The sequence below is a fragment of the Hydrogenobacter sp. T-8 genome (assembly GCF_011006175.1).
Classification (GTDB): Bacteria; Aquificota; Aquificia; order Aquificales; family Aquificaceae; genus Pampinifervens; species Pampinifervens florentissimum.
Genome location: NZ_CP048795.1, coordinates 734,696 through 757,127, shown reverse-complemented (window position 1 = coordinate 757,127; position 22,432 = coordinate 734,696). Strand labels below are relative to the sequence as shown.

The following is a 22,432-nucleotide window of genomic DNA, read 5'->3' as shown; positions in this document are numbered from 1 at the left end:
AAAATCCCCCCTCTTTCCATTTCTGTGGAACTCCCCAGAAATTTCTGGGGAATTCCCCAGAAAAAAAGACTTCTCCCTCCTTTTCCCTCTTTTTGCTTGACAATTTTGGTGAGTGGGATAAAATAAAAATTGCTACCCCTAAAGGGTAGTCAAAGAAAGGTATAGCCACACAGGGAAGAGCCAGACCCCTGAGGGTTTTAGTGAGGGACTTTGATTGAAGTCTCTTTCTAAAGCCCTCAGGAGGTCTGGTGAAAGCACTCCCTTGAGTGTTCTTCTTCCCTGTGTGGGGGCAGGGAAGAGGTAGCCAGCCTCCTGTAGGGGGATAAAAAAACCTGAAGGAGGTGACAACATGTTTGAAATTCTCAGAAAAATAATATCTGGAGAATACTGTGCGAAGAACATGTTAGGAGTTTATCTCCTAACGAAGCAAGATATAAAAGGGGCTTTAGCTTCAGGAATGGAAATAATAGTAGAAGATGGGAACGGGAGTATCCTCGGATATCTCTTTCTTAATCAAGACCGTGAAATTGGCTTTATTCCCTACACCCACCATACTTCCTATATTGAAAGCTGATAGCTTTTTAGCTTTTGCTCCCCTCCCCCAGGGGGAGCTAATATTCAGTCCCTTAACTTAGGGACTTCTCAAACAGCTTTTTTTAAAAATCACTCTTCCTGTGGAACTCCTCAGAAAAACCTCAATTCTCTTCTTCCCATAGTCTTTCAAGAAAAGCTTTATAAACTCCTTCTACGCTCCACTCTTTGTTTTCAGCCACCATGAACTTAAGAGTTTTGTTTTTGTCAAGGAAACACAAGAGGAGAAAGCCACCTTCCGCTTCTACGATGTCTATTGCCTGACAGCTCTCAAGCCTGCCATGGGTCAGAAGAAAATAGCATACCTTTTCTACAAGGTCTTCAAGCCTCTATTTAAGGCTTTGAGGGTGAATTATTCAAAACGGCAATTCAGGTTCCTGATGGTGTCGGTTTTCTTTCTTTTTCTGTCTTGATTTTTTCATATTCTCTCTTGCTTTTGCCTTTATCTCTTCAAACCTCTGGTCATACAGCCTTTTGAGTTCAAGAGCCTTGAGCCTGAGCGTGTTTTTGTCATAACGATGTATTTCAAAAACATCTCCGTCCTTGGCAAAATCCTTAATAAAACCTATTTCTTTGAGGCTTTGAAAAGCAAGAGTTAAAGATTGAACCTTTTTCCATAAAGGTGTGTCCGTATTTAATCCAGCCAACCTCACAAGAGTTTCTATTTTTAGTCTGTTCACAAGCATCTGGTTCTCCGACCTGCTACTAAGTATCGTAAAAAGTGCTATCTCGTTTTTGCCTTGCAGATGCAGGAGAAAAGGAACATAGAGGCGAAGTCCTTCTTCTTCACAAAGCCTGTAAAATTCTGCTGGCAACTTAAGATAGAGCCTTCTTTCCTTTTCTTCATACCTGCTCTGATAGACTATCTGAGTTTTTAGCTCCGCCCCGCTGTATATCATATACCTCAAACTCATCAGCTCATCTATAGCCTTTGATATCTCTTTAAAACTCATAAAACTAAGATATAAACCCGAATTTTCTGACAGAACTATCTGAACCGCATCTTTACTCATATCCACCTTCTCACCAGCCCACAGGCCGTAGAGAAAGAGCTTCCACGGACGGGCATGAACAAGTGGATTGTGTATAACCACTCTGCCATTGCCACTTGTGAAAACATGCTCTACTCTATCCACCTTCTTTGACACAAAAGGCGGATACTTCAATATCACCCCATAAACCTTAAGGCTATAATCCTCTCTCATAGTGTGAATATTATAGCACGAAATACCCCGTTATAGAAAACTTGGTAGCAAAGCAGGTGTTATATAAAACTCGGTAGCGTTATATAAAACTCGGTAGGCTGTTATATAAAATTCGGTAGGGCGTTATATAAAACTCGGTAGGTGGTCTGGTATGCCACACCTTCGCCAAAACCTTGATTTTCAAGCCTTAGAAAGCTTGGCACTGTTTTTGCATTTTTCTTTTTAGAGTCTTTATTTTTTAGAGAATTATTTTTTAGAGATTCTCTATTACTTTACTGCGTAAAGTAATAGAAAATTGCTTCGCTTCGCTACGCAATTTTCAAGGACGATAAAAAAAATTTTTACCTTTTTCAGGAAAAGGAAGAAAAGAAAAATAGGACTTCTAAGTCTTTTATTTTTTTTTCTTTAAAGAGATAGCCCCAAAACCGACTTTGTGGTCAGGAATTCTCTTTTTTCTGTGGAATTCCCCAGAAAAAAGGGGGTGGTGTCAGGAAAGGGGGTTGTGGGGAGTTATATAAATAGTAGGAGGTGAAAAAATGTTAACAGTGATGGATTTTCTGAGGCTTTATGAGAAAAGTCTTGAAGAAGGCAGGCTTGTGCCGGTAAAAGTAGATGGTGAGCCTGTTAAAGTGGGGCAGGTGCGTGAGCTTGCCACAATTCCGGGTGAAAGATTTCTGGTGCTTGAAGAGGTAGAGCCTGAGCTTTATCTTACTGTGCCAATGAGTTCTTATCTGCCACTTCTTAACTTTGAGCCTTATCCACCTGTTTTTGTCTTCAGGGGTTATAGCTCAAGGTATGCTCTAACTCTTGCCTGCGTGCCTGTGTGGGACTATTTGAGAAAAGAGCTGATAGAGGGCTACTCTCAAAAGATTGGCTATCTTGGAGAAGAAAGTCTCAAAAGAGTAAAAGAATGGCTTGAGGAAGTCAAAGGCATAGACCTGCCGTGGTATGTCAGAAAGTTTATAAGGCTTAACTCAGAGGTATGGGCATCCCTTATGCAGGTAAGCCTTATGGAGCATGCGGACAGGCTTGAAGAAGAGGTATCAGAGCCTCAGGTAATAGAGCTTGAAAAGGAGCTATCTTCTCATGTAGAAAAGCCCATCTACAAAAAGCTTGAAAACTTTTATGTGGCTATAGACAGCCAAACACGGCTTTATCCACCCATTGAGCTGGCAGGAAAGAAGATAAGGATAAGCATAAGTGGCAGACCTGTTTTTGAGGGAGAGGTTCTGTCTCACTGTCTAATTCTGACAGAGCCTGTAGAACTTACCAGCCTGAAAGTTGATATCCTCTCATGAGACCTGAAAAATTCCCAAAATCAGCCCTTGAGAATCAAGCACTTGAGAGGGGTCAAAATGCAAAGTAAGGGGTAGACACTTAGGGAGAGGGAATAGGGAGAGGAGAAATGTTGCTTAAAGTGTTGGAAGAGAAGGAGAAGAGGGTTTATACAGTTTTGATGGTCTGCCTACTCCTATCATACCCTATCAACCATATCAACCAGTATAAACATAGTTAACATCATACCCACAAGGAATAGGAAGGATTTCCATGTGCTATGGCTATAGCATACTATAGCCCGCATCCTATAAAAAGCTATACTCATCGTTAACATAACTACTGCCTTGCCTATATGCGATGGCAAAATATACACTGCCATCACAATTGCCACAAATAACACTACCGGCTCTATAATCTCTACTCCTTTCCTCAATACCATCTCTCTCATATCTCGCCTCCTTTCCTAACTATTATAGCTCGCAAAAAGCAATTATTCCACACATGGATGTATGAAGTGGGAGCTTGCTCCACCCCATATGAAAAAAAAGTCAATATCGCATTCCTTCCCCACGTGTCAAGTGGGGGTTTCCTGTGAGGGTGGTTTGATGAAGGCAGAGAACTCTTTCGGTTTGTAAAGTTCTTTACAAACTACATCTTTTGCTAAACTCAAAAAATCCCGTTTTAGAGTATTGTCAGACAAGGCTTTGAGAGGGGTCAAAATGCAAAGTAAGGGGTAGATACTACTCATCATTTTTCCCACTTTTCTGGGGAATTCCCCAGAAAAAATGTGAACCTCTCCGCCCTTACGGACGGAGCTTCCGGTAGGGTTTAGTCCCACCCGGAAGACCCGCACGGGATTCCTGCTTCTGCGAGGGATGGCTAACACTCTCTTTTGAGAGTGCCCCGCCAGAGCCCTCTCCACAGGCGTAAGTTCGGGTCGCTCCGACCCTACCGCCCTTAAGGCGGGCGAGACCTTTCTTTAGTATGTTCACACTCGCATTGTAGTCCCTGTCCATTACAGCCCCGCATTCGGGACATTCGTGTAGCCTCTGAGCCAAAGTCTTGGGAACTCTAAAACCGCATACACAGCAGTCCTGCGTTGTGTAGGACGGGTCAACCCTTACCACCCTCGCCCCTGCCATTACAGCCTTGTAGGTGACGAAGGTGATAAGTGTCCCCCATCCCGCATCAAGTATTGACTTTGCTAAGTTGCTATTTTGAACAAGTCCTTTTATCTCAAGGTTCTCAAAGCTTATGTAATCGTAATTGTTTACAAGATACCTTGACAGCTTGTGTAGAAAGTCCTTTCTTGCGTTCCTCACCCTCTCGTGAACCTTAGCTACTCTCTTTCTCTGCTTTTCCCAATTATTTGAGCCTTTAATCTTCCTTGAGAGCTTCTTCTGTTCTCTCTTCAGCCTTTTCTCAAGCCTTTTCAGGAATCTGGGATGCTCTATGAACTCTCCCTCAGAAGTTGTTGCGAGGTTTTTTACCCCGAGGTCTATCCCAACCGCCTTTTCCTGTGCTTCCCTGAGTATCTCATCAAGCTCCGCCTCTAAGGTAATACACACATACCATTTTCCAGACGGTTCCCTCTTCACCGATACCGTCCTCGCCTTCGTCCAGTCTATCTCTCTGTGGAGTCTAACTTTGAGCTTCCCGAGCTTGGGAAGGTAAAGGTATGCAAATCTGCTATTCTTCCTCTCAAGCTTGACAAGCTCAACGAGCCTTTTCTTCTGCTTCATCCAAACCTGCGGGAAGGTGAAGGAGTTGTATTTAGAGAGCTTCTTTCTCTTCGGGTATTTTGCCTCTTTCCTGAAGAACTTCTGGAAGGCGTTATCCACCCTCCTGAGGCAGTCCTGAAGAACCTGAGAGTGAACGAGCTTTAGGGTTGGGTCTTTCTTTTTAAGCTCAGGCAGGGAATTCTGCTGGTCTGAGTAAGTGATGCTTCTCTTTTCCTCCTTCCAGGCTCTTTTTCTTTCCTCAAGGGCGTGGTTGTATAGGTTGCAAAGTATGTAGAGCCAGTTTTCCATTCTGTATTCCATGAGAGCGGAAGGGTAGGCTCTGAACTTGTAGGTCAGCAGAAACTTAGTTTCTTCCTTGGCTTTGGACATAGTGTTTTACATCCTCCAATTTTACTTGCCCCACGCTCGCAATAAAGTAAGATTGAGACCAGAACTTACCACCCCATAGTTCTTTTTTCATCATAACCTCCGCAGGAGACTCCCACTTCTATAAGTGGGAGAGGAATGCGGTCTTGATTTTTTTCTCACAGAGAATATAATATATCCTATGATAGAAAAAGTCAAGCAGGTTTTGAGTGTAAAGGTAAAGCTAATTCTTGATGAAGAAAAGAAGAGGGAATTGTTAAGGCTATGCAAAGCGTATAAAGATGCTATGAATTTTGTTTTTGCGAATTCTTTTGAGAAAGGAAAGAAAGACTTTAGGACACTGCACAAAGCCTATTACAGGATATTAAGGGAGAGATTTTCTTTGCCTTCTCAATATGCGGTTAATATATCAAGGAAAACAGCAACTATCTATGCAAGCAAGAATAAATGGGAAAAGCCACCCAAGAGGAAATCTCTCTCGGTAGATTTGACTTTTAACAGAACTTTTTCTATTAAGCCAGACAAGAGAGTAGTTTCCATAACAACAATGAATGGCAGGCTAAAGAATATTCCTTATCTTGGATGGGAAAAGCATTATGAGTATTTGCAAAGAGGTAGGATTGGAGATGCTGTTTTGGTTTATGACAAAGCAAACAAAGAGTTTTTCCTGCATATTCCTGTAGAAATAGAAGTAGAAAAGCAAACTCCACAAGAGGTAATAGGGATTGATGTAGGAGAGGTTAACACAGTTGCATTGGTAAGTTCAAAAGGGAACAAAGAGATAGTTCCGAGAACAGAGGAATACAAAAGGCTAAAAGAGAAGTATCAAAGATTGAGACAAGCTCTCCAATCAAAAGGCACTCGCTCTGCGAAGAGGAAACTTAAAAAGGTAGTAGGGCGAGAGAAACGGTTTGTGGAGAGCTTTATGCATTATGTGTCTAAATATCTTGTTAGCAAGTATCCACAAGCCCTCTTTGTAATGGAAGACCTAACTGGGATAAGAGAGAGGAGGAAAGTCAAAAGGAAAAACACAGAGGAGATAAGACAGTCTAACCAGTGGGCTTTCAGAAGTTTTCAGACAAAACTCTATTACAAGTCCATTCTCTACAATGGCATCTCTCCTATCTTTGTAGACCCATCTTACACGTCTCAGATGTGTCCTGTGTGTGGCTATACTTCAAAAGAAAACAGAAAATCTCAATCAGATTTTGAGTGTAAAAACTGTGGATACAAGGAACATGCAGACATAGTAGGTGCAACCAACATAATGGTAAGAGGGCTTGTGGAAGTGCAAAACTTTTATCAAGGGCTGTTTGTCAACCAGCCTAATGCTCTCCCTTATGGGATGGAGCAAGCTCCCACTTCTTTAAGTGGGAGTAGTTGACTACATCGGGAAACTCTTTTCTGAGCTTTCTTGATGTAACCGACTTGAGAGAGTTTACGAATTTAGAAAGCGTAAGAGTTGGTCTTCCCGAAAAAAGTATGTGTATGTGGTCCTTGTCGGTCTCCTGCTCAATTATTTTTACCTTGAAGTGTTTAGCCACTTCCTCAACTATTTCTTTGAGTCTCTGAGCAAGTTTTCCTACAAGGACTTTCTTTCTGTATTTGGTGACCAGAACTAAGTGGAACTGAAGGGAATAGACTGAATGACAACCTTTGTCTAAATGGTATTCCATAGCAATAATCTATTGTAGAACCGAATCTTTGTCAACGCCCTTACGGGCGATGCCCTGTATCCCCTCCCTCACGGAAGAGGACTTAGGGCATAGATTTAGTTAAAAGCCCCCTTGCGGGGGCTGTGGGGAGAGGGAGCTATTGAATGGAGGATTTGGAGCATTTTCTATTATAGCTCTCTGACCATACATTGTCAAGCCCTTTCTGAAGACGAAATACTGCCGAAAAACAAACATAAATTAACCATACTAAACCATACTAAACAAGAAAATGTTAAATTCACAAGTCAAGTATTTATGCGGGTTTGGTTGATATTTGAAGTGGAGCGGAGGGGACTTGAACCCCCGACCTCCTACACGCCAAGCAGGCGCTCTCCCAACTGAGCTACCGCCCCTACAAGGTAAATATTTTAATGCAGGTTTTCTTTCTTGTCAAAGGCTTTCTTCTGAACCTCAAGCCTTAGCCTTATAGCTGTCCTTCTCTTTTCCCTTTCTTCCATAAAGACCTTAAAGACCTGCCTTTTCAAGGTCCTGTATAGGTCCACCATCGCCATGCCTTACCCCCTTCGCATGAAGTTATTTATAATCTATTCCTCCTCACCTGGTCCTTCCACACCTTTGAAGGCATAACCACAGAAGGGGCACTTCTTAGCCCTCCAGTGGACTTCGCTGTAGCATTCGGGACACCTTTTCCTTCCCTTGAGATACAGAAAAAGGTTAAAGTGAAAAAAGACCTTGGGAAGGAGGTATAGGGAAAATATTAGAAGTATTACAAGCCAAGCCTTTATGGGAGTTATGGGGTCGAAGGCTTTTAGCCACAAAACAGTGGTGCTTATAGAGGATACCCAGAAAGCTATACGCCTATCTAAAAACACCTGAGCAAGAAGCTGGATCAATGCCATCCAGAGGAAAAACTGAAACAGAGCATTCCTAAAAAGAGGTTCAAGCACCTTCAGGTCTTCCATTTTTCATAAATCCTCTGAAGATTAATGAAAGGAAAAAACCAAGGATAAAGCCGAGAAAACAGAAAAGAAAACCATAGGTATCTCTGAGGTTATAGCAGACAAAAAGGGCAAGAGCAAACAGAAAGAGCTTAAAAGGCAGGCTAAGCATATAAAGGGGCAATAGTTTAAAGTTAGCAAGCCTGTAGGTGAACTCTACGAAGGCAAAACCTAAAATAAGTCCAGCAAAAGGCATTATTATTTTCTCCACAATATAATTTTAAACCCATGCCTAAAATAATAGTCCTTCAGGAAGGAGCAGACCTAGATGCCCTATCTTCCGCCTACGGTATTATGCTTCTGTATGAGGATGCCTTCTTACTTAAGCCCAACTACCTCTCCAAAAGAGCCAGTGAGGTGCTTAGCCACTTTAAGGAAAGGTTTAGGATTTTAGATAACTTGCCTGAGAGTTTTGATTTAGTGCTTGTGGACAGCCATGACTATGAGGAATACCTGCAAAGGTTTGGTGAAAAAATAGGCAAGATATACATATTTGACCACCATCCCTCTGCACCCAAAGGCTTTGAGGGAAAAGTGGATGCGGTGGGAAGTTGCACAACCCTTATTGTAGAGGAACTTATGGAAAAGGGAAAGGTAATAGATAGCGAGTCCGCCACCATATTGGCTCTTGGCATATACGAAGACACGGGCATGCTTACTTACGAGGGAACCACATACAGAGATGCAAGAGCTGTAGAGTGGCTACTAAGAAAGGGTTTAAATCTCAAAATTCTCAGAAACCTCCTAAGCGGTGGTATAAGCAAAGAACATATACACCTTCTCTCAAAGCATTTAGTTAGCTTTGAGAGTTTATTCTTGAATGGTAAGAGGATAAGTCTCTTGGTTCTAAGAATGGAAGAATACAGACCTGACCTGCTGAGCCTTGTGTATGAGCTTAGAGACATAAGGGAGTCATCCGCTTTCTTTGTTATAGTTGAGGCTGGTGGAAAGACCTACCTCTTTGGACGTGCCATTAGGAATGAATTTGATGTCTCTGAAGTGCTCAGAAAGTTAGGAGGTGGAGGGCATGAGTTTGCAAGCGCCGCAAAGTTTGAAGGAGTCTCCGGAGAGAGGCTTAAGGGCTTGTTGGAGGCTATGCTAAGGGGAGAGAGAGTTCCACTAAAAGTAGATGAGGTCATGAGCTATCCACCCTTTCTTCTTCATGAAGATATGGATGCAAACCTTGCACTCCTTGAGCTGACACAGAGGAATTTCGCCGGTGCACCTGTAATAGATGATAAAGGTAGGCTTGTGGGGATTGTATACAAGAAGAACCTACTCAAAGCCCAAAAGCACGGCGTAGTGGGCAAGGTTAAGGATTTCATGGTTGAAGAGTTTCACAGCCTTACACCAGAAGACTTTGTATGGGATGCGGAGAACATACTTTCAAGATACGGAGAAAAGCTTATACCTGTTGTTTTAGAAGGAAGGGTCGTGGGTGTGATAACGAGGTTAGACCTTCTTCATGCCTACAGAAAACACATGGAGGGAACAAAAGCCTACGAGAGAAGGCTTCCTGTACCAGAGGAGCTAAAGCCCATGTTGGAAAAGATAGGAAATACCGCACAGAGGTTTGGCTACGGGGTCTATCTTGTAGGGGGCGTGGTTAGAGACCTGCTTATGAAAAAAAGCATATGGGACCTTGACCTTGTAGTGGAAGGTGATGCAATAAAGTTGGCACGGAGGCTCGCAGAGGAGTGGGGTGTAGATTGTCACACTTTTCCTGAGTTTGGAACCGCACACATGAAGATAGAAGGCTACAAATTAGAATTTGCCACCACAAGAAGGGAAACATACCCTCACCCCGGGTCTTACCCAGTGGTGGAATGGGCAACCTTAAGGGAAGATCTCCTTAGAAGGGACTTTACCATAAACGCCATGGCTCTTTCTATAAACCCAGAAGACTTTGGCACTCTCATAGACTACTTTGGAGGGCTCAGAGACTTAAAGGACAGGATAATAAGGGTTTTGCACCCTATGAGCTTTGTAGAGGACCCTGTGAGAATCCTCAGAGCTTTGAGGTTTGCAGGTAGGTTTGACTTTAAACTTTCAAAAAGCACAGAAAAGCTCCTGAGGAGTGCGGTAGAGATGGGTCTAATAAAAAAAGCTCCGAGGGGAAGGCTACTAAATGAGCTTAGACTTGCACTCAGAGAGGAAAGACTTTTAGAGATTCTCAAACTTTATAAAAAATACCAAGTGCTTGGGCAGGTTATAGAAGGCTTTGAGTTCAAGCCAGAAATAGAAACGAGCTTAGAAAAGCTAAGGGAGATAATAAGCTGGCACAAGATAGAGTTTCCTCAGGAAAATATAGACTACGGTTGGGTGTACTTCTTATTTCTCATAAAAGAGCTTAAAGAAGAGATAGGTGAGATTATCCTAAGGGATATAAGTGCACCCTCTTGGGTAAGAGAAAGCTACAGGTTAATAAAGGGCAGTCTACATAAGGTCATACAGACCCTAAAAACCGCAGAGAAAAATTCAGAGATCTACCTTACACTCAAGGGCAAGCCAATAGCCTTTCTCCTTATCCTTATGATCTACCAAAGGGACAAGGTAAAGCTATATTTAGAAAAGCTCCGCCATGTAAAGGTTGAAGTTGAAAGGTTTAAAGGGCTTGAAGGTAAAGAGCTTGGGCAGGCAATAGAGAGAGAAAAGCTAAGGCTAATGGATAGCCTACTCCTCTGACAGGTAGCTAAAGATGGCTTCTATGATGGAGAGGAGTATGGATATGATGTTTGCTGCAAGAGCACCTACAGCGAGACTAACCGCCTCCGGGATATCTCCCAAGAAGTATATAAAGGCTGCGGGTATAAGGTGAAGGTCTGCCACAAGGCTTGCCGCGGTCATTTCTGTCGCCAATATCTTACCCTCGCCGAGCTTTAGTATGGTGGCTGTTAGGTTTGCTATAACTGTTATTACCAACTCGTAAGGATTTGGATTAAATATAAAGCTAATGTTTGTAGTAAGAACCATAAGCAGGAAAAAGTCTGTCATTATCTTTTTAAACCTCATATTAAAACCTCCTTGTAGAAATCCATAGCCTTTCTTATGTTTGAAGGCTTACCGAGCAATAAAAGCGTGTCTCCTTCTTCTATCTGCGTGTCTCCTGACACTGTAAGGTCAAGGCTTCCATCGGACCTTCTTATGCCTATAACGGTAACGCCGTATACCCTCCTTAGGTCTATCTCTTTAAGTTTTTTACCTACAAGAGAGCTACCACTTTGGACGAAGAGTTCCACTATCTCAAGGTCAGCCTCCTCACCGTAAGCTATCCTGTCAAAGAGGTCGGAAACATAACCTCCAGCCTCGTGTAGCATATAAGAGAATATCCTATTGGCTATTAGCTTGTCTGGAACTATAACCTTGTTGGCACCAAGCTCTTCCAACTTCTGGGCTGTGCCGTCAGTGGGTGCGGTAGAATATATAAATAGCTTATTCTTATCAGGCACGAGAAGTCTTGCAGTGGCAATAACCGCTATGTTTTTTGCCTCATCCTCCATGTTGGCAATAAGATACTTTGCCCTATGTATCCCTGCAGAGTTAAGAGCGGTCTTTTTAAAAGGCTCCTCTGTTATGAAATACCTTATGTTGTGTAGCTGTAGATACTTTAAGGCTTCCTCCCTTGCGTCTATAACCACAAAGTCAATTTTCCTTTTACGCAGAGCCTCCGCAAGCCATGCAGATGTTTTGTTATATCCACACACTATGGCGTGGTCTTTTAACTTTTCAATATCTGTGAGCATCCTTATGTATTTTATTAGGTTTAGCACATCGCCCACAAGGAAGAGCCTGACAATTACCGTCACTGATGTAGTAAATACGCCTATACCCATTAGGGCGAGAAAGGTGGTGAATATTCTGCCTACTGGAGTGTCTGTTCCCTTAGCTATTTCTCCAAAGCCTATCGTTCCTATGGTTATAACGGTCATATATATGGAGTCTATGAAGTTACCATCAGATAGCACCATATATCCCAGTGTGCCTATGCTAAGGGAAAATGGAGCAAAAGAAGGGGTATTCTCAGCTCCTTTAGAGATTCTATTAACCTGCTCTGATAGAAGTCTATCAACTGCTTTTCTTTCTTCTTTTTTAGTCTGAGCTTTTTTCTTACATCTTTTACTTTCCTTGACAGCTTTGGCATGTTTATTTATATTTTACATAGTTCCCTTAGGGGGCGAATGGGTTCGACGGGAACCGTAGGACAGGGTTGCAGGCAGGGTGGCAACCTAAAGAGCCACTAAAAACACTTCCCGAAAGGGAACTCGCTCTCGCTGCCTAACTGAAGGCAGTGGCTCTGCAACCGCTGTGCCCCTGGGTGGTTGACAGGGCTTAGAGACAGGGGTGTAGGTGCGAGCTGGTGCAGGGCTGGCTCACACCGAAAAACTTCCCTGCTCGCCTCTTGGGAGTTTGCCAGTGGACGCCCAAGAGGTCAGAAGTAAAACGCTGGCTAAGCCTGTAGAGGCTCTGGGTTCTGAAGGTTCTCGGACGCGGGTTCGATTCCCGCCGCCTCCACCAAACTAAAACTCTTCAAGCTCTCCCTCTTCAAAGCTAACGCTTTCTATTGCAGGGATGAGTTTTTCAAAAACCTGGTAAAAGTCTTCACTTAACATTCTCACATACTTTCCATAAACACTCTGAAAAGCTTTTGAGACTATAGCCTCTTTTTGAAGTGCGTTTTTTAATCCAAGTTCTTCGTATCTTTTGTTTAAAACCTCTTTTGCTTTGAGAAGGATCTTAGCTCTTTCTTCCCTTTCCTTTTCCGCTTCGCTCAAAGGCTTTTCCAGAAAGGCGTCCACTTTTTTGAGAACTTTTTCAAAGGCGTAGCCAGGAAACTTCTTGTCTTCATATCTGTCTACCACAAAGCCCACTGTAATTAAATGGGCATCCTCTATGAACCTTTCTAAACGGTATTCGGAAAGGTTTGGGTCCCTTTGGAGATAGGACATAAATATCTCATAAGCCTGATGGGCTTTGTCCTTTAAGGAAGGAACCTTTTCTATGTTTAGGGCTATTATGTAGTCCTTGGCAGAGGGTGGCAATATTATGGCTGGGAACTCCTTCATGCCAAGCTGTCTACCAGCCTCAACCCTGTGTTGTCCGTTTATAACTTCATAATAACCATCTTCTGTAGGAACTACCGATATGGGTTCTACAAAACCCACCTTTTCCATGGATTCCATAAGTCTCTTTATGTGCATATCCGAAAGCTCACGTTGAATAGAGGGTATCAATATCTTTTCAGAAGGTATAATGGCAAACTCAAGCTCAAGTCCTTTTATAGGCTCTATGAACCTCATACTTTAACTTGCCTTTGCACCCTCTTTTATATCTCTATCTGGAACAATCACAGATAGGTTTTCTCCATCAGAGAGTGCCAGCACCATACCCTGAGACTCCACGCCAAATATCTTTCTTGGCTTTAGGTTTGCCAGCATTAGCACCTTCTTACCCACCAACTCCTCTGGGCTATAGTGCTTTGCTATACCAGCCATCAGCGTCCTCTCCTCTTCTCCAAGAGAAACCCTCAGCTTTAGAAGTTTTTCCGAGCCTTCTACCCTCTCCGCAGAAAGAACCTTCGCAAGCCTTATGTCTAATTTTAGAAAGTCTTCTATGCTTATGAGTTCCATGGGAATAATATATATTTTAACTCACTTCCTTATCGCCAGGGAGATGTCTGAAGAATTCCACCAATTCATACAAGAGAGTTCTTAAGGGAAACCTGTAGGAGCTTTTAAGCCCCTCGTTTGTTTGACGGTTTATATTCAGATAGATATTCCTTTCCTTTGAGTATAGACTTAGCTTGCTGTAAGGCACTTGAAAGGCTTCGCTTTCATACATGGAAAGGGCGATAAGGGTAAAGAGGAAAAGGTTGTGCTGTTGAGAGTAAACCTCATCAGATGACCACCCTATTTTCTCGGTGTAAAAGACCTGCAGGGCAGGATGATATATGTCTTCAAATTCCCTTGAAGGTCTGGCAGGTTTTATGGCTATGGCCGCTGCGTCCTCATCAAGCCTTATACCCAGAGTTTTTGCAAGCTCATTAAACTGCTGAGTGTATATAACAAGGCAGTCATTGTCCGCCCTCTGAGAAACGTATGCGGTCTTTAGTTCCTTGTATCTTATAAAAAGGGCTTTCCTTTCAAAATCGCTGTAGCTACACATATCCTCATAAAGAACCTTTGCATATCCATCCTTTAATGCACTGATAAAACAGAACCTGCTTCTTTTGTCCTCTATCCTCTGCTTTATGTACTCCTTCAATCTATCCACATCGTCTCCAAAATAATCGCACATCACAAAAAACTTATCCTCAAGCTCAATACTTGCCTCATTACCCTTTGATTTAATAGTGTAAACCTCATACATGTAGTGTCTACTTGCGGAAACTAAGGACATTTCGCTTTTTTCATAGAAGAACCGTGGTGATGGCTTTTCAAGTATAACGTAGACCACAACCTCTTCTGGAAGTTTAAAGCCATCAAAGTTAAAGTGAAGTATCTTTGTGTCCTTGTAGAGGCTTATAAGCATGTTTTTGATTGCGTTTGAACTTCCTTTACCATTTTCAAGTATAGAAAGAAAACGTTTTGTTACGGTTTGAAAGGGCACTCCGTAGTAGTCATACAAAAAGCTAATACTATCCCAAAAGTCATACCTTTGGTCTCTTTCAAGGTTTGTATTCAAAAGCAAAAGTGCTCCTATAAGCTTTTCCTTCTGCTCCATACTTAACCTTAAAAATCCGTTTAACCTTGCGGTAAAATAAGCAAGGGCATATAGAAGTTTCACAGATTCCTCGTGTCTTAGCTCCTTTGAACCACCTTCCAAGCCCTTTAGAATTCTGAAATATTCCTCTCCTCCAAAAAGTGAATGTATTGGTATTGGTTTTTCATTCTTCACACTAATTTTCACATCCCCAGCGTATTTAAATTTAGCTAGTCTATCCTTTAAAAGCTCTATATACCTGTTTTCTATTCCATCCTCGTAGAAAAGGAAAAGCTCCAAGTTCCTTGCTGGCACTTCGTAATAGCCGTAGCTCACAGAGGTTTTCTTGCCTCTATCCCTCTTCTTAAGAAAAGCACCCACAAGTCTTCTACTTTCTATTCCTCCGTTTAGCACCTTTTTAATAAACTTCAACCAATCCTTGCGAAGCCTAGCTAAGTTCTCCTCTTTAAAGGCTTGGTCTAAAAGCTCTTCCAAGTCCCTTAGACTTTTACCCTTGCTCTCCAAGTGTCCTTTTAAGTCTTCAAAGTCTTTAGTCTTTTGTAGTTCCTGCCAAAGGTTTTGCTTGGTATCTGGTCTTCTGTTATACATACTAACGCTTGAGACGAGTATAACGTTTTCAAAACGGTCAAAGTTTACAGGAAAAAGATAGTAAGCTAAAGTAGAGAAGGGAAAGCGATAGTGTGAACCATATACCCCACGCTTGATGTCCTCTAAGATTTCTTTAACCCTTTTAAGATACTCCCTTACCCATCGGTCTTCCGCAACCTCAAGCCACTCCTCCAAGAGCTCTTGTCTTAGGTCATACTTTAGCTCTTCAGAAAGCTCTTGATCCTCATAGCCTCTTATTCTCAAAAAGATAATACCTGCATAGTGTTGAATATCGGAAGGATTTCCCAAGTCCAGCTCTGCAACGTCAAACCTCTCATTCGCACTCTTCCTATAAAAACCTACCTTTTGGTCAGACTTCACAACCTTAAACAGGTTTACCCATCTGTTAACCACTTGCCTGCTATATATGGCATTCCCAGAAACTTTGTAGTTTAGATTTTCCAAAAATCCCTTGAGCTCTCCGTCCACCTTCTGCCTATCTATGAGCTTCTTAGCCAATTTTGCCATATTGTCCAAGTATTGCGAGTTTCCATTGTAGAAAAGCCCCGCACAGACAAAATTTCTGCTTATAAACTCACCGTTAGAAAAGGCATCCATCCTATCGTCCCACTGTCTTCCAAGCAGTTCCTTCTCCACCGCTTACCCCTCCACAAGAAGTTTGTAAATAAATTCTATAGGAAACTTGGCAAAGCGTCCACTTAGAACCTCTCTGTAAGGATAGTCCTCTCCAAGAGGAATAACCGCGTATTCCTTTCTACCTATTATGTTCTTACAGCTCGTGGTTATTTCCATGTTTGCACCAAGCACCACCGCACCACCTCTGCCCACCCTACCTGAGATATTAAACCTAAGGTACTCGTCTCCCTGCTCGCCCAAAACATACTTTGTAAAAACCCAAGAGTAAACTGGTATAAGAAAGATGGTCTCGTATACCTCCTTAGGTGCAATAACGTTTAGAAACTCTTCTATTTCCCTTGTCTTATCCTCGTTATGCTCCATAAGTTTAGCCTTAACCTTTTCTAAATAATCCTTTGCACTCTTTCTTCTCTGATTGTCAAAGCCCATATGAAGTTTACCTCTTATAAGTATGTATGGATGGTAATATTCCACTTTTTCAAGGTTCTTTGGCACATCGTTTGTATACATAAACATACCAGATAGAATCTCTTTTACCAGCAGACGTATATACATTGATACCTCTTGGTTTTTTGATTCCATCATGTAGACATCTTCAAGAAACTTTATTATATTTTCAAGCTCAGAAAAGCGATGCATTTTATAAATAGTGATGTGCTGTGCAGGAATAGGCACTATAACAGACCTGTTTGGAGTTCTAAGAAAGTCCTCTATTATCCTTTGGACCACCAAGTCAAGCAACAATTTTTGTTTTAGCTGCTCTCTTCTGTAAAAAAGGCTCACCAATTCCTTGTCCTGATACTCTACGAGCTGAGTTATCTTTTCAACTACGTATGGATTTTCTTTTTGAATCACATGGATAAGATGGATATGCTTAGGTTTTTGTTCTGTAACTTCGTCGCCCCTTGCCCTTGAAATAGCTTGTATAACTTCAACAAGGTTTTGCTCTATACCCCAGTCTGTTATAACTACAAAGATTTTTTCCACAGGTTTGTGCGGTCTGCTAAAATCAAGACCCCTCGAAACTGCAGAAGTGCCCATAATAATATCTTGCCTTCCCTCGTTTATGTCCCTTTGACTTTTTCTGGAACTTGCGGTTATGTAAAGGTTAGAAACACCTCTGGTGTTAAAGTATTCAGAAAGTTTTGTTATCATCTCCTTGTCTTGCACATACAAAAATGCAGTGCTTTCCCTTTGCAGGTTTTGGATAACGTAGTCCCCTATAAGCTCTATTAACCTGTCTTGCTCCTTGTGTCCCACGTCAAGTATAAACTTCCTGTATATGTATAGACCCTTGGCAGGGTATCCATGCTTAGCGTATATTTCGAAGGGAATTTCCTCGTATTGAGTTTGCAAAGCAGGTTTATAACCACAGAGGATAAGAGAGTCTGGAACAACTCCATAAGACCTAAACTCATACATAAGCCTTTCTAAAAGCTCTGGAGAGTATCCGTTGGCATCAAAAAGATACAGATAAGCCTTACCTCCCATCCTCTTTGCCTTTAAAAGGAACTCAAACATTCTATGCACTGCATCAAGACCATTTCTGTATCCGAAGAACTCATCAAGAACAATATGAATGTGGTAATTTTCAAGGGCGTTTGACCTTAGGAGCTTGTCAAGGTGCTCTGCGGTATTTTTAGTAGGCATGTCCACGATCGCTTGTATAGTGGCAAAACCCCATATTTGTGAATGCTTTTCCCTTATCGCATCCAAAACCTTATCCACTATCCTTTTGATGATACCTTCTTTATTTTCCGTGTGCTCAAAACCTTCACCTGTATGCTTTAATAGATTGCCTTCATAGGGTTTTCTCCTTTCGTATATGACCTTCACAGGCTTGCCACTCTTCTCCACACTATACCTTTCCTTCTCTACAAGGCTTATCCTCGTAGCCATGTATAGCACTATGTGATTTCCCTCAGAGTTAAGTATGAGGTTTCTCAATGTAGAAGTTTTTCCACTACCTGCGGAATGAAGCAGTGCAATAGCCTTGCAGTTCCCTTGAGAGGAGAGGAAGTTTTCCAGTTTTTCTCTAACATCCTTTCTTGCTTCCTGTATAGGATTAGTGTTTACAAAAATGGGAGCTTCTTCCCTCCGCTTTATCTCCTCAAGATACACTTGTATCTCTTCCTTTATTTTCCTTTCCAACCTTTCCCTTTTCCCAACCCTCTTTTCCACAGTTTCATCAAGCTCATCGTAAGCCCATTCCTTACTCCTTAAACTCCTGTATATCTCCTTTACTTCCTCTCTGTATTTGGAAAGCCCAGATACACCCCCAGAAAGCATAAACCTTATCCTGTAGGACTCTGCAGAGGGATACAACAGCTCAAGGCACAATTCCCTTAGCCCTTTATCTCCCTTTTCCGTAAGATAGTCCACCGCATAACAAATCAATTGAGAAAAGCCCTTTATCTCCACAAAGACTTCTTTCAAGTCCATAAGTGTATGCTTTAGAGAGAGGAAGTTTTTAACAAATTTAGAAAAGTCCAACTCTCCCAGAGAAATATTAACTGGCACTCCTGGGTTGGCTACTGGAAGTCTTGGCAAGTCCCTAAGTTCCTCACTTCTACCTCTATCAAAAACTTCCTTCAACCAAGAGATAAGTCCAGAGAGCTTAAAGTCCACTATGTAGAGGGTTTCGCCCTTTATGTAAACGAGGTCTGCATTTCTCCAAACAATGTCTGAGGATTCCTCACCCATTTCAAACTTTTCAAGCTTTATGTTTTTGCCATCTCCCGCATACAAAAAACCACCGTGGTATCCAAGCAGATATGTGATAAGCGTATATACCCTCTCCGCATTTTCAGGTGTTATAGTTGTGCCAATATTGCCCCACTCCTCTATAGGCTTTTGAAGTTCTTCTATAAGCTCTTCCTTTAACCCTTCGGTTTTCAAAAGGTCAAAGAAAATTCTTTTAAAACCTTTGAGATAATCAGGTGCTACCCTTTGTAGAAATCCTATCTTAAAAGCCCCCTCAAAGACAAAACCTTCAAGAATGGTTAAGTCTTTCATATCTCTCACATAAAATACTTAACGCCAAAAAGTTAGTTTTTCTGACTAAAACCTCGCCTCACAGACCTGCTCGTATTCTATTAGTTCCTTTATCTTTGGCTCTTTGCCACAGAGGGGGCATTGTGGGTCCTTGCGGAGCTTTACCTTTCTAAAGTCCATAGACAAAGCATCCATTATGAGAAGCTTACCCACCAAAGGTTCACCTATACCTAAGAGAACCTTTATAGCTTCTGTTGCCTGAATACAGCCCATTATTCCGCCTATGGAACCTAATATGCCTGCCTCTTGGCAAGAGGGAACAAGCCCCGGTGGTGGTGGCTCAGGGTATAGACATCTATAGCAGGGTGAATTTTCCTTATCCCTGTAGTCAAAAACAGTTATCTGTCCCTCAAACCTTAGCATCGCTGCGGAGACAAGAGGCTTTCCAAGAAAGTAGCAAGCATCGTTTATGAGAAACCTCGTAGGAAAGTTATCGGTCCCATCAAGCACCACATCATAGTCCTTTATGATATCCATTATGTTGGACTTATTTATCATAGTGTTGTAGGTTATGACCTTCACGTCTGGGTTTAGCTTTTCCACTGTCATGCGTGCGGACTCTACCTTTGGCATGCCTACTCTTTCTGTGTTGTGGAGTATCTGCCTTTGAAGGTTAGAATAGTCCACCACGTCAAAGTCCACTATGCCAATTGTGCCTACACCAGCAGCAGCAAGGTAGTATATGGCAGGAGACCCAAGCCCACCAGCACCTATCACAAGCACCTTTGACTTGAGAAGTTTTTCTTGTCCCTTGCCACCAACCTCTGGCAGGATTATATGCCTTGCATACCTCTTTATTTGCTCTTCAGTAAACTGGAACATGGCTAATAAATTATAGCCTAAGCTCCATATTTTCAATGCTGGGTTTCAACTCCACACGGTGGATTAGCAACCTTAGCAAAAGGATAAGAGAGTTCCCTCGCACTCTTAGTTTCAACTCCACACGGTAGATTAGCAACAGAAACAACAGGTCTTGAGGCGGATAGACACAGCATAGTTTCAACTCCACACGGTAGATTAGCAACTTAAGGAGGATTTAAAGGAGAAGGACATCACCTCTTTGAGTTTCAACTCCACACGGTAGATTAGCAACAGTAGTGCGGATATACCTTCCTTCAGTAAGTTCATAGTTTCAACTCCACACGGTAGATTAGCAACTTATTCGTAAAGGCAGTAGGTAAAGCCTTTTTGGTACAGTTTCAACTCCACACGGTAGATTAGCAACTTAAGGAGGATTTAAAGGAGAAGGACATCACCTCTTTGAGTTTCAACTCCACACGGTAGATTAGCAACTTCTTAAGGTTGGATGAGGGATTTGAAAGGTTAAGAGGTTTCAACTCCACACGGTAGATTAGCAACCCCGCTTCTGCCAGATACTGGCAGAAGTGGTGCGCGAGTTTCAACTCCACACGGTAGATTAGCAACGATGTTCTTTAACCCAAAATTGATCCTTAGTATAACGTTTCAACTCCACACGGTAGATTAGCAACATGTGAGTTTGTGGAAAGGAAACCCGCCTGAAAAAATGTTTCAACTCCACACGGTAGATTAGCAACAACGCTTGACATCTATCTAATAGCTTCTGCAGCAAAGTTTCAACTCCACACGGTAGATTAGCAACAGAGGTTATGAGCATAACAGAGAAATGGCTAATCGAGTTTCAACTCCACACGGTAGATTAGCAACCAAGATATCCATAGACAAGCAGACCATCCTATTTGGTTTCAACTCCACACGGTAGATTAGCAACCTCAACTCACCACATAAAGAATAATAAGACATATCAAGCCTTTTGTCAAGGGGGTACCCCTCTCAAGTGAAGGTGGTTTGCCAAAAGTGGCAGGTTCTGCAAGGTTGAGTGTGGTATTGTCAAATTTAAATCCTTGAGAGACAAGGCTTTGAGCTATACGCCGTATTACCGTAAAACCGTATTTATGTTTTTACGGCGTTATGGTCATACGGTCATATGGCATAATATAAGCTATGAGAAACAAGGCTCAGAAAAGGCAAAAATTCAAGAAAACCACTATCATCCTACCTTACGACCTCTGGGAGAGCCTGCGTATAGAGAGCATAAAAAGGAACATCTCAATGGGAGAGCTAATAGCCAAAAAGTTAAAGGAGTTGGAGGAGCTAAGGCAAAAGACCACCATAATGCAAGTTGACGAAGAGGGACTTCTCAAACCTCTTGAGTGAATACTATCCCCTTGCTCTCAAAAACCCAAAGCCCTATTCAGTTGCCAAAATGTCATGGGAGCAAATGCTCCCCAAAAGCCTTTCTGCTTATAATTATACCATACCATGCGGAAGGTGAATAACAAAATTCTCTTTTTTTCTCCACAGGTGGATGGGCTTCTGCTTAAGTTTCTTCTTAGACTCTTTAGTCTATTTCTCAAAAGGGAAAGGGTTTGCCATGTTGCTCTTGCAGGTGGGAAAACTCCCATAGAGCTTTACAGGATGCTTTCTTCTCAGAGGCTACCTTGGGATAGGCTTAGGTTTTATCTTAGTGATGAGAGATATGTGCCTCTGTCTTCTGAGCTTAGCAACTATAGGGTGGTAAAGGAGGCGATAGGTAATAGAGGCAGGCTTGCCTTTTTTAAGACGGAGATGCCACCAGAGGAGTGTGCTATGGATTACAGTTTTCAACTTCCAGACAGGCTACATATAGCACTTCTTGGTGTGGGTGCGGACGGGCATACCGCCTCCTTGTTTCCGGGCGTGGAGTGTGAAGATGTAAGTCCAAAAGTTTGCATAAGCAGGTCTCCCGATGGACTTCTTAGGCTGTCTCTAAAAGAAGATTATCTCAATGAATCCTGTGTCCTTATCTTTTTCCTAAAAGGCGAGGAAAAAAGGCAAGCCCTTGAAGCTATTCTCAAAGGAGAAGACATTCCTGCCAGCAGGCTTGCAGGAAAATTAAGGAGCTACATATTTACCGACATAGCTATTCCTTGAAGTGAAAATCCATGCCTACCAACTTCCAATCTGCTAAGCCTCTTCTTTCAAAAACAAGGTCTATGCCTTCTTTGGAGCTTTTATCTCTTATGCGATATACAAAAGTATTTATGCCTTTGTAGCTTGCACTTGTTTCAAGCTCTTCCTTTGTATCTGCATTTGTGTTGTCTGTGGATATTTTCATGCCTTTTGGTTTTTCTTCCTTAGCTTCTGAGTTTTGCATTACTACTTCTTCTGTGGGCATGCGACCCTTTTCCATTATGTATGCAAGCCCCTCTTGTGAGACTGCCATTTCCACAAAAAGGTCTATCAACAGGCTTCCAAGGGCTAAGGCAAAAAGACCAACCTCTTCCGTATCTGCCTCCTTAGCCACCTCTTTGGCTAAAAGGGCCTTTAGGTCTTTTTTAAGGTCTTCCCTTAAGGCTTGATAGTCTACATATTTGGATACCTCATCGGCATCACCCCTTTCCAAAGCAGAGCCGAACCTTTTAAGGGTTATGTATGGGCTTGCAAAGAGCCACGCACTGAAAATTAGCATGGGGATTAGGATTATTAGTATGATAGCTTTTTTCATATTTTCCCTTCCTTTGCTGTTAAATTATAAC

22 protein-coding genes, 1 tRNA gene, 1 other RNA gene, 1 pseudogene and 1 CRISPR repeat array are annotated in these 22,432 nt (G+C 42.1%); of the genes and pseudogenes, 7 read left to right on the top strand and 18 right to left on the bottom strand.

What is annotated here, in order from left to right:
• Positions 1 to 349: 349 nt before the first annotated feature.
• Positions 350 to 574, top strand: a complete 225-nt coding sequence (locus G3M65_RS04410; RefSeq protein WP_173833381.1) for a hypothetical protein — start codon at positions 350 to 352, stop codon at positions 572 to 574.
• A gap of 373 nt (positions 575 to 947) precedes the next feature.
• Here G3M65_RS04410 and G3M65_RS04405 read toward each other — a convergent pair whose 3' ends face one another.
• Complete coding sequence (locus tag G3M65_RS04405) at positions 948 to 1,796, bottom strand: hypothetical protein (RefSeq protein ID WP_173833380.1); 849 nt, start codon at positions 1,794 to 1,796, stop codon at positions 948 to 950.
• Between the two features lie 536 nt (positions 1,797 to 2,332).
• Between G3M65_RS04405 and G3M65_RS04400 the strand changes: the two genes are divergently transcribed.
• Positions 2,333 to 3,094, top strand: coding sequence for a hypothetical protein (locus tag G3M65_RS04400; protein ID WP_173833379.1), 762 nt, complete (start codon positions 2,333 to 2,335; stop codon positions 3,092 to 3,094).
• 176 nt (positions 3,095 to 3,270) lie between these two features.
• Here G3M65_RS04400 and G3M65_RS04395 read toward each other — a convergent pair whose 3' ends face one another.
• From G3M65_RS04395 to G3M65_RS04385, 3 genes are all read right to left on the bottom strand, one after another.
• Entirely contained in the window at positions 3,271 to 3,522 is a 252-nt protein-coding gene (locus tag G3M65_RS04395; protein ID WP_173833378.1) for a hypothetical protein, read from the bottom strand.
• 355 nt (positions 3,523 to 3,877) lie between these two features.
• Positions 3,878 to 5,185 (bottom strand): RNA-guided endonuclease InsQ/TnpB family protein, encoded by a 1,308-nt coding sequence (locus G3M65_RS04390; RefSeq protein WP_173833377.1) that lies wholly within the window; start codon positions 5,183 to 5,185, stop codon positions 3,878 to 3,880.
• Positions 5,160 to 5,276, bottom strand: coding sequence for a transposase (locus G3M65_RS04385; RefSeq protein WP_254426314.1), 117 nt, complete (start codon positions 5,274 to 5,276; stop codon positions 5,160 to 5,162). Before G3M65_RS04385 ends, G3M65_RS04390 begins: the two co-directional genes overlap by 26 nt.
• Before the next feature lie 87 nt (positions 5,277 to 5,363).
• Between G3M65_RS04385 and G3M65_RS04380 the strand changes: the two genes are divergently transcribed.
• Positions 5,364 to 6,566, top strand: coding sequence for an RNA-guided endonuclease InsQ/TnpB family protein (locus G3M65_RS04380; protein ID WP_173833376.1), 1,203 nt, complete (start codon positions 5,364 to 5,366; stop codon positions 6,564 to 6,566).
• A gap of 1 nt (position 6,567) precedes the next feature.
• On the opposite strand, the pseudogene tnpA reads toward G3M65_RS04380, so the two are convergent.
• The 5 genes and pseudogenes from tnpA to G3M65_RS04355 form a co-directional block, all read right to left on the bottom strand.
• Positions 6,568 to 6,858: pseudogene (gene tnpA, locus G3M65_RS04375) on the bottom strand (IS200/IS605 family transposase); the annotation flags it as partial.
• Positions 6,859 to 7,177: 319 nt separating this feature from the next.
• Positions 7,178 to 7,250, bottom strand: a tRNA-Ala gene (locus tag G3M65_RS04370).
• A 15-nt stretch (positions 7,251 to 7,265) separates the two neighbouring features.
• Entirely contained in the window at positions 7,266 to 7,409 is a 144-nt protein-coding gene (locus G3M65_RS04365) for a hypothetical protein (RefSeq protein ID WP_173833374.1), read from the bottom strand.
• A 33-nt stretch (positions 7,410 to 7,442) separates the two neighbouring features.
• Positions 7,443 to 7,820: a hypothetical protein gene (locus G3M65_RS04360; protein ID WP_173833373.1), complete on the bottom strand. Its 378-nt coding sequence runs from the start codon at positions 7,818 to 7,820 to the stop codon at positions 7,443 to 7,445.
• Entirely contained in the window at positions 7,798 to 8,067 is a 270-nt protein-coding gene (locus tag G3M65_RS04355; protein ID WP_173833372.1) for a hypothetical protein, read from the bottom strand. The genes G3M65_RS04360 and G3M65_RS04355 overlap by 23 nt, the downstream gene beginning before the upstream one ends.
• Positions 8,068 to 8,084: 17 nt before the next feature.
• On the opposite strand from G3M65_RS04355, the gene G3M65_RS04350 reads away from it, so the two are divergent.
• Positions 8,085 to 10,541, top strand: a complete 2,457-nt coding sequence (locus G3M65_RS04350) for a CBS domain-containing protein (protein ID WP_173833371.1) — start codon at positions 8,085 to 8,087, stop codon at positions 10,539 to 10,541.
• On the opposite strand, the gene G3M65_RS04345 is transcribed toward G3M65_RS04350, so the two are convergent.
• The 3 genes from G3M65_RS04345 to G3M65_RS10515 are packed head-to-tail and all read right to left on the bottom strand — an operon-like array spanning position 10,530 to position 11,997.
• A complete protein-coding gene (locus G3M65_RS04345) occupies positions 10,530 to 10,868 on the bottom strand; it encodes a DUF6394 family protein (RefSeq protein WP_173833370.1) in 339 nt (112 codons plus the stop codon). The genes G3M65_RS04350 and G3M65_RS04345 overlap by 12 nt on opposite strands.
• Positions 10,865 to 11,824, bottom strand: coding sequence for a potassium channel family protein (locus G3M65_RS04340; RefSeq protein ID WP_254426313.1), 960 nt, complete (start codon positions 11,822 to 11,824; stop codon positions 10,865 to 10,867). Before G3M65_RS04340 ends, G3M65_RS04345 begins: the two co-directional genes overlap by 4 nt.
• 14 nt (positions 11,825 to 11,838) lie before the next feature.
• Entirely contained in the window at positions 11,839 to 11,997 is a 159-nt protein-coding gene (locus G3M65_RS10515) for a hypothetical protein (RefSeq protein ID WP_254426312.1), read from the bottom strand.
• Between the two features lie 29 nt (positions 11,998 to 12,026).
• Here G3M65_RS10515 and ssrA point away from each other — a divergent pair.
• Positions 12,027 to 12,371: a transfer-messenger RNA gene (gene ssrA, locus G3M65_RS04335) on the top strand.
• A gap of 2 nt (positions 12,372 to 12,373) precedes the next feature.
• Here ssrA and G3M65_RS04330 read toward each other — a convergent pair.
• Genes G3M65_RS04330 through moeB form a run of 5 tightly spaced genes read right to left on the bottom strand, consistent with a single transcriptional unit; the run spans position 12,374 to position 19,697 of the window.
• Complete coding sequence (locus G3M65_RS04330; RefSeq protein WP_173833369.1) at positions 12,374 to 13,153, bottom strand: ParB/RepB/Spo0J family partition protein; 780 nt, start codon at positions 13,151 to 13,153, stop codon at positions 12,374 to 12,376.
• 3 nt (positions 13,154 to 13,156) lie between these two features.
• Positions 13,157 to 13,483 carry a methionine--tRNA ligase subunit beta gene (metG, locus tag G3M65_RS04325; RefSeq protein WP_173833368.1) on the bottom strand — a complete coding sequence of 109 codons (327 nt, stop codon included), beginning with the start codon at positions 13,481 to 13,483 and terminating at the stop codon, positions 13,157 to 13,159.
• 16 nt (positions 13,484 to 13,499) lie between these two features.
• Positions 13,500 to 15,821 carry a hypothetical protein gene (locus G3M65_RS04320; protein ID WP_173833367.1) on the bottom strand — a complete coding sequence of 774 codons (2,322 nt, stop codon included), beginning with the start codon at positions 15,819 to 15,821 and terminating at the stop codon, positions 13,500 to 13,502.
• A 3-nt stretch (positions 15,822 to 15,824) separates the two neighbouring features.
• Complete coding sequence (locus G3M65_RS04315; protein WP_173833366.1) at positions 15,825 to 18,836, bottom strand: DEAD/DEAH box helicase family protein; 3,012 nt, start codon at positions 18,834 to 18,836, stop codon at positions 15,825 to 15,827.
• 45 nt (positions 18,837 to 18,881) lie between these two features.
• Entirely contained in the window at positions 18,882 to 19,697 is an 816-nt protein-coding gene (moeB, locus tag G3M65_RS04310; RefSeq protein WP_173833365.1) for a molybdopterin-synthase adenylyltransferase MoeB, read from the bottom strand.
• Positions 19,698 to 19,738: 41 nt separating this feature from the next.
• A CRISPR array of direct repeats spans positions 19,739 to 20,625; the repeat unit is 30 nt; unit sequence AGTTTCAACTCCACACGGTAGATTAGCAAC.
• A 233-nt stretch (positions 20,626 to 20,858) separates the two neighbouring features.
• Here moeB and G3M65_RS04305 point away from each other — a divergent pair.
• Both G3M65_RS04305 and G3M65_RS04300 read left to right on the top strand, forming a co-directional pair.
• Complete coding sequence (locus G3M65_RS04305) at positions 20,859 to 21,071, top strand: chromosome segregation protein SMC (RefSeq protein WP_173833364.1); 213 nt, start codon at positions 20,859 to 20,861, stop codon at positions 21,069 to 21,071.
• Positions 21,072 to 21,176: 105 nt separating this feature from the next.
• The gene (locus G3M65_RS04300; protein ID WP_173833363.1) at positions 21,177 to 21,827 is read left to right on the top strand and encodes a 6-phosphogluconolactonase; all 651 of its coding nucleotides are present in this window, start codon (positions 21,177 to 21,179) and stop codon (positions 21,825 to 21,827) included.
• On the opposite strand, the gene G3M65_RS04295 is transcribed toward G3M65_RS04300, so the two are convergent.
• Complete coding sequence (locus G3M65_RS04295; RefSeq protein WP_173833362.1) at positions 21,817 to 22,401, bottom strand: DUF2939 domain-containing protein; 585 nt, start codon at positions 22,399 to 22,401, stop codon at positions 21,817 to 21,819. The genes G3M65_RS04300 and G3M65_RS04295 overlap by 11 nt on opposite strands.
• Between the last annotated feature and the right edge of the window lie 31 nt (positions 22,402 to 22,432).

Excerpts from the sequence above, each read along its gene's own strand:
- G3M65_RS04410 (WP_173833381.1), top strand. The coding sequence starts at position 350 with ATGTTTGAAATTCTCAGAAAAATAATATCTGGAGAATACTGTGCGAAG.
- G3M65_RS04405 (WP_173833380.1), bottom strand. The coding sequence starts at position 1,796 with ATGAGAGAGGATTATAGCCTTAAGGTTTATGGGGTGATATTGAAGTAT.
- G3M65_RS04400 (WP_173833379.1), top strand. The coding sequence starts at position 2,333 with ATGTTAACAGTGATGGATTTTCTGAGGCTTTATGAGAAAAGTCTTGAA.
- G3M65_RS04395 (WP_173833378.1), bottom strand. The coding sequence starts at position 3,522 with ATGAGAGAGATGGTATTGAGGAAAGGAGTAGAGATTATAGAGCCGGTA.
- G3M65_RS04390 (WP_173833377.1), bottom strand. The coding sequence starts at position 5,185 with ATGTCCAAAGCCAAGGAAGAAACTAAGTTTCTGCTGACCTACAAGTTC.
- G3M65_RS04385 (WP_254426314.1), bottom strand. The coding sequence starts at position 5,276 with ATGAAAAAAGAACTATGGGGTGGTAAGTTCTGGTCTCAATCTTACTTT.
- G3M65_RS04380 (WP_173833376.1), top strand. The coding sequence starts at position 5,364 with ATGATAGAAAAAGTCAAGCAGGTTTTGAGTGTAAAGGTAAAGCTAATT.
- G3M65_RS04365 (WP_173833374.1), bottom strand. The coding sequence starts at position 7,409 with ATGGCGATGGTGGACCTATACAGGACCTTGAAAAGGCAGGTCTTTAAG.
- G3M65_RS04360 (WP_173833373.1), bottom strand. The coding sequence starts at position 7,820 with ATGGAAGACCTGAAGGTGCTTGAACCTCTTTTTAGGAATGCTCTGTTT.
- G3M65_RS04350 (WP_173833371.1), top strand. The coding sequence starts at position 8,085 with ATGCCTAAAATAATAGTCCTTCAGGAAGGAGCAGACCTAGATGCCCTA.
- G3M65_RS04345 (WP_173833370.1), bottom strand. The coding sequence starts at position 10,868 with ATGAGGTTTAAAAAGATAATGACAGACTTTTTCCTGCTTATGGTTCTT.
- G3M65_RS04340 (WP_254426313.1), bottom strand. The coding sequence starts at position 11,824 with ATGGTGCTATCTGATGGTAACTTCATAGACTCCATATATATGACCGTT.
- G3M65_RS10515 (WP_254426312.1), bottom strand. The coding sequence starts at position 11,997 with ATGCCAAAGCTGTCAAGGAAAGTAAAAGATGTAAGAAAAAAGCTCAGA.
- G3M65_RS04330 (WP_173833369.1), bottom strand. The coding sequence starts at position 13,153 with ATGAGGTTCATAGAGCCTATAAAAGGACTTGAGCTTGAGTTTGCCATT.
- metG (WP_173833368.1), bottom strand. The coding sequence starts at position 13,483 with ATGGAACTCATAAGCATAGAAGACTTTCTAAAATTAGACATAAGGCTT.
- G3M65_RS04315 (WP_173833366.1), bottom strand. The coding sequence starts at position 18,836 with ATGAAAGACTTAACCATTCTTGAAGGTTTTGTCTTTGAGGGGGCTTTT.
- moeB (WP_173833365.1), bottom strand. The coding sequence starts at position 19,697 with ATGTTCCAGTTTACTGAAGAGCAAATAAAGAGGTATGCAAGGCATATA.
- G3M65_RS04305 (WP_173833364.1), top strand. The coding sequence starts at position 20,859 with ATGAGAAACAAGGCTCAGAAAAGGCAAAAATTCAAGAAAACCACTATC.
- G3M65_RS04300 (WP_173833363.1), top strand. The coding sequence starts at position 21,177 with ATGCGGAAGGTGAATAACAAAATTCTCTTTTTTTCTCCACAGGTGGAT.
- G3M65_RS04295 (WP_173833362.1), bottom strand. The coding sequence starts at position 22,401 with ATGAAAAAAGCTATCATACTAATAATCCTAATCCCCATGCTAATTTTC.